At 64.7% G+C, this 4,781-nt stretch carries 4 protein-coding genes; all 4 read right to left on the minus strand.

Going from position 1 to position 4,781, the window contains the following annotated elements; all coding sequences use genetic code 11:
• The coding region (gene argS / locus B3D39_RS19215; RefSeq protein WP_286789970.1) for an arginine--tRNA ligase at window positions 1–1,687 on the minus strand (1,687 nt) is incomplete at its 3' end.
• A 155-nt stretch (window positions 1,688–1,842) separates the two neighbouring features.
• The gene (locus B3D39_RS19220) at window positions 1,843–2,265 is read right to left on the minus strand and encodes a GlcG/HbpS family heme-binding protein (RefSeq protein ID WP_078571764.1); all 423 of its coding nucleotides are present in this window, start codon (window positions 2,263–2,265) and stop codon (window positions 1,843–1,845) included.
• Entirely contained in the window at window positions 2,262–4,427 is a 2,166-nt protein-coding gene (locus B3D39_RS19225; RefSeq protein ID WP_274963084.1) for a malate synthase G, read from the minus strand. Before B3D39_RS19225 ends, B3D39_RS19220 begins: the two co-directional genes overlap by 4 nt.
• Before the next feature lie 167 nt (window positions 4,428–4,594).
• Window positions 4,595–4,781, minus strand: a 187-nt coding sequence (locus B3D39_RS19230) for a hypothetical protein (RefSeq protein ID WP_286789971.1), incomplete at its 5' end; no start/stop codon positions are given.

The following is a 4,781-nucleotide window of genomic DNA, read 5'->3' on the forward strand; positions in this document are numbered from 1 at the left end:
CGGCGCTGGCACGGGCAAGGGCGATTTTCGCCGCCGATGCGGCCTCATTGCCATCCTGCAGGAAGCGCAGGGCCGGCTCGTCATTGCCACGGTTCCACAGGCTGTGAAGGTCCGAGGCGAGATCGTAGAGGTAGAACGCCACCCGGTGCGGCTCGTTCGCGCGCGCCGCGATCTCCAGAAGACGCGGCCATTCGGCGATCTTCTTGACCAGTTCCAGCTCGGACGGATGCCAGTCGCCGGACAGATCGACCTCGGCCAGACGTGCGTCGGACATATCCCAGCCCGCTTCCGCCGCCTTGCGCAGCACCGAGCAGACCCGCGCATGCGCATATTGGACGTAGAAGACCGGGTTGTCCTTGGACTGTTCCAGCACCTTGTCGAAATCGAAATCCAGCGGCGCGTCGTTCTTGCGGGTGAGCATGTGGAAGCGGGTCACATCCGCGCCCGCCTGCTCGACCACGTCGCGCAGCGTGACAAACGTGCCCGCGCGCTTCGACATCTTGAAGGGCTCGCCATTCTTGAACAGCTTCACCAGCTGGATCAGCTTGATGTCGAGCGTCACCCTGCGATCGGAGAGCGCAGCCACGGCCGCCTTCATCCGCTTCACATAGCCGCCATGGTCGGCGCCGAAGACGTCGATCAGCAGATCGTAACCACGGTCGATCTTGGTCCAGTGATAGGCGATATCGGGCGCGAAATAGGTCCACGAGCCATCCGACTTCTTCACCGGACGGTCCACGTCATCGCCATAATCGGTCGAGCGGAACAGCGTCTGCTCGCGCTCTTCCCAATCCTCGGGCAGCTTTCCCTTCGGCGGGTCGAGCACGCCCTCGTAGATCAGCCCCAGATCCTCGAGCCGCTTGAGCGCCGCCTCGATCTGGCCGGTCCCGTAGAGCGATTTCTCGGAAGAGAACACATCCATCTTCACGCCGAGACAGGCGAGATCCCCGCGGATCATCTCCATCATCTGCTCGGTCGCGAATTCGCGGATATCTTCGAGCCAGTCTTCCTCGGGCTTGTCGAGCAGGCTCTCGCCATACTTGGCCTTGATCGCCTCGCCGACCGGGATCAGGTAATCGCCCGGGTAAAGCCCCTCGCGAATTTCCGGCTCAAGGCCACAGGCTTCGCGATAGCGCTCATAGGCGGACCGGGCGAGCACATCGACCTGCGCGCCGCCATCGTTGATGTAATATTCCCGCGTGACGTCATAGCCCGCGAAGTCCAGCAGGCTCGCCAGCGCATCGCCGAACACGGCCCCGCGCGTATGGCCGACATGCATCGGGCCAGTGGGGTTCGCGGAGACATACTCCACGTTGACCTTCACACCCTTGCCCAGATCGGAACGCCCGTAATCCGCGCCTTCTTTCAGCACGGCGTGGGTCACATCCGCCCAGACCTTCGGATCGAGGCGCAGGTTGATGAAGCCGGGACCGGCCACATCGGCGCTGACGATCCGGTCATCTGCGGCCAGCTTGCCCGCCAGCGTCTCGGCGATGTCGCGCGGCTTCGATTTGGCGGGCTTTGCCAGCACCATCGCGGCGTTGGTCGCCATGTCGCCATGCAGCGGATCGCGCGGCGGCTCCACCGCGACGTTTGCGTAGTCCAGCCCCTCGGGCAGCGCGCCCTCGGAAACCATCTGATCGAGTGCCGCAATCACCGCGGCGCGGATGTCGGAAAACAGGTGCATTCTCATTGTCCTTATTTGCGCTCTCCCCTGCCAGAGCGCGCCGGGCGCGTCAATGGCCCGAGCGCGGGCAGAGCGGGGCCCGAGCGGGGACCAAGACGACGCGGGCGGCCCGGCATCGCCTGCCGGACCGCCCGAAATCGAACCTTGCGAGAGGCTCAGTCCTCGGCAGTAAAGCCCGCAGCCTCGATCCCAGCCACGGCCACTTTCGCATCATTGTCCGAGGTATCGCCGGTGACGCCCATCGCGCCGATCACAGCGCCGCTCTCGTCGCGGATCAGCACGCCGCCGGGCACCGGACAGGTCTTGCCGTCATAGATGCCATTCACCGCGGCCATGAAATAGGCCTGCGCCTCGGCCCGCGCCATCTGCGCCTTGCCGCCCATGCCCAGCATCACCGCGCCGTAAGCCTTGGCGCGCGCGATCTCGAAGCGGCCCGGCGCCGCGCCATCGGCGCGCGCGAAAGCCAGCGGGTGGCCGCCCGCATCCAGCACGATCGCCGAGAGCGGTTTCAGTTCGTCTTCCACACCTTGCGCGAGCGCGGTGTCGATCATCTTCTGCGCTTGTTCGAGCGAGATCATGCGCGTTCCTCCTTCACTTGCAGGCGGCGCTGATGCAGCACCGGTTCCGTATAACCCGAGGGTTGGACCGTTCCGAGGAAGCACAGATCGCAGGCCGCCTGGAAGGCGAAGCCGTCATAGCCGGGCGCCATCGGGCGGTAGTTCGGGTCGCCCTCGTTCTGGCGGTCGACGACCTTGGCCATCTTGCGCAGCGCCTCCATCACCTGACCTTCGCTCACCAACCCATGTTCGAGCCAGTTCGCAATCGCCTGGCTGGAAATCCGGCAGGTCGCGCGGTCTTCCATCAGGCCCACGTCGTGGATGTCGGGCACCTTGGAGCAACCCACCCCCTGATCGACCCAGCGCACGACATAGCCGAGGATGCCCTGCGCGTTGTTCTCGATCTCGGTGCGGATTTCCTCTTCCGAGTAGTTCTTGCCGCGTGCGAGCGGGATCGTCAGCAGATCGTCGAGCCGCGCCGGGCGGCTCATCGCGGCGATCTCCTGCTGGCGACGCTTCACATCGACCTTATGGTAATGCGTGGCATGCAGCGTGGCCGCCGTCGGCGACGGCACCCAGGCGCAGTTCGCACCCGCCAGCGGGTGATTGACCTTGGCCTCGAGCATATCGGCCATCCGGTCGGGCATCGCCCACATGCCTTTGCCGATCTGCGCCTTGCCCGCCAGCCCGCACGCGAGCCCGATATCGACGTTGCGATCCTCATAGGCTTCGATCCACGGCTGACCCTTCATCTCGCCCTTGGCGAGCATCGGACCGGCCTGCATCGAGGTGTAGATCTCGTCGCCCGTGCGATCGAGGAAGCCCGTGTTGATGAAGGCCACGCGGTTCTTCGCGGCGCGGATGCATTCCTTGAGATTGACCGAGGTGCGGCGCTCCTCGTCCATGATGCCCAGCTTAACGGTGTAGCGCGGCAGGCCCAGAACCTCCTCGACCTTGTCGAAGATCTCGGTCGCGAAGGCGACCTCTTCGGGGCCGTGCATCTTCGGCTTCACCACATAGACCGAGCCGGTGACCGAGTTGCGCGGGCCTTCGGTCTTCTTGAGGTCATGCATCGCACAAAGCGTGGTGACCATCGCGTCCATCAGCCCCTCGAAGGCCTCTTCGCCGTCGCGGGTCAGGATCGCGGGCGTGGTCATCAGGTGGCCGACATTGCGCACCAGCATCAGCGAACGGCCTTTCAGCGTGATCTTCTCGCCACCGCCCCCGGTGAACTGGTAATCGCCTTCAAGCCGCCGGACCGTCTTCTCGCCGTTCTTCACGACGTTTTCGCGCAGATCGCCTTTCATCAGGCCCAGCCAGTTGCCATAGGCCTGAACCTTGTCTTCGGCATCGACGCAGGCGACCGAGTCCTCGCAATCCATGATCGTGCTGATCGCGGCCTCGAGGATGACATCGGCGATATCGGCGGGATCGGCCTGACCGACTTCGGTGGTAGGGTCGATCTCGATCACGAGATGCAGCCCGTTATTTTCCAGCAGGACCTCGGACAGCGCGCCCTCGTCGGAAATGTTGAACCCGAGGAACTGCGCCGGATCGGCCAGCCCGGTTTCGCCCACCGCGTTCTCCACGAAGAAGACGCCGTTCTCGACGCGCAGCGCGGTCACGCCGGTCCAGCTGCCGCCTGCAAGCGGCACCGCCTCGTCGAGAAATGCCTTCGCACGCTCGATCACGCGGGCGCCACGTTCGGGGTCATAGCCCTTGCCCTGCGGCAGATCGCCAAGCGCGTCGGTCCCGTAAAGCGCGTCGTAAAGGCTGCCCCAGCGCGCATTCGCGGCATTGAGCGCATAGCGCGCATTGGTGATCGGCACGACGAGCTGCGGACCGCAGACGGTGGCGAATTCGGGATCGGTTTCCGGCGTCTCGATCTTGAAGTCGTCGCCTTCGGGCAGGAGGTAGCCGATCTCTTTCAGGAAGGATTTATAGTCTTCGAAATCAAAGCCTTCGGCGCGGTGATGCGCATGCCAGTCGTCGAGCTTGGACTGCATCGCCTCGCGCGTCTCCAGCAGCGCGCGGTTCTTCTGCCCCTGCGTATGCAGCAGGTCCGACAGCCCCTCCCAGAAGCGCTCCGGCGCGACGCCGGTCCCCGGCAAAGCCTGATCCTCGATGAAGGCGGCCAGTTCGACCGCCACCTGCAGTTCGTTTCGTGCGACCCGCTGTGCCATTGTGCCCTCCCGGTTTTCTTAGACGCGTACTAGATGAAACCGCTGAGCGTGAATGTCCAGCGGATTGCCTGTCGCGGGCGAGAAGACGCTAAGACGGTGAAAGGGCGGGAAAAGGCCAGCGGCTCACGGAAACGGGAGCGATGCAGCCGCGCGCGACCCGTCCGAGCTCACTGCTGGATCGGGTCAGCCTCCGTCGCGTCGCTATCGCTTTCAACATTGCCGACGCCGGTCGTCTCGGGCGCTTGCGTGGTGGACAGGCCAACCCCGTCCAGCGGCTTCGCCGGCGGCTCCGAACGCACGACACCCTCGGTCTCCGGCGCGGGTTGCGTCGTGACCTCGGCCTGACTTGCATCG

The organism is Thioclava sp. UBA3469 (assembly GCF_002378135.1).
Lineage (GTDB): Bacteria > Pseudomonadota > Alphaproteobacteria > Rhodobacterales > Rhodobacteraceae > Thioclava > Thioclava sediminum.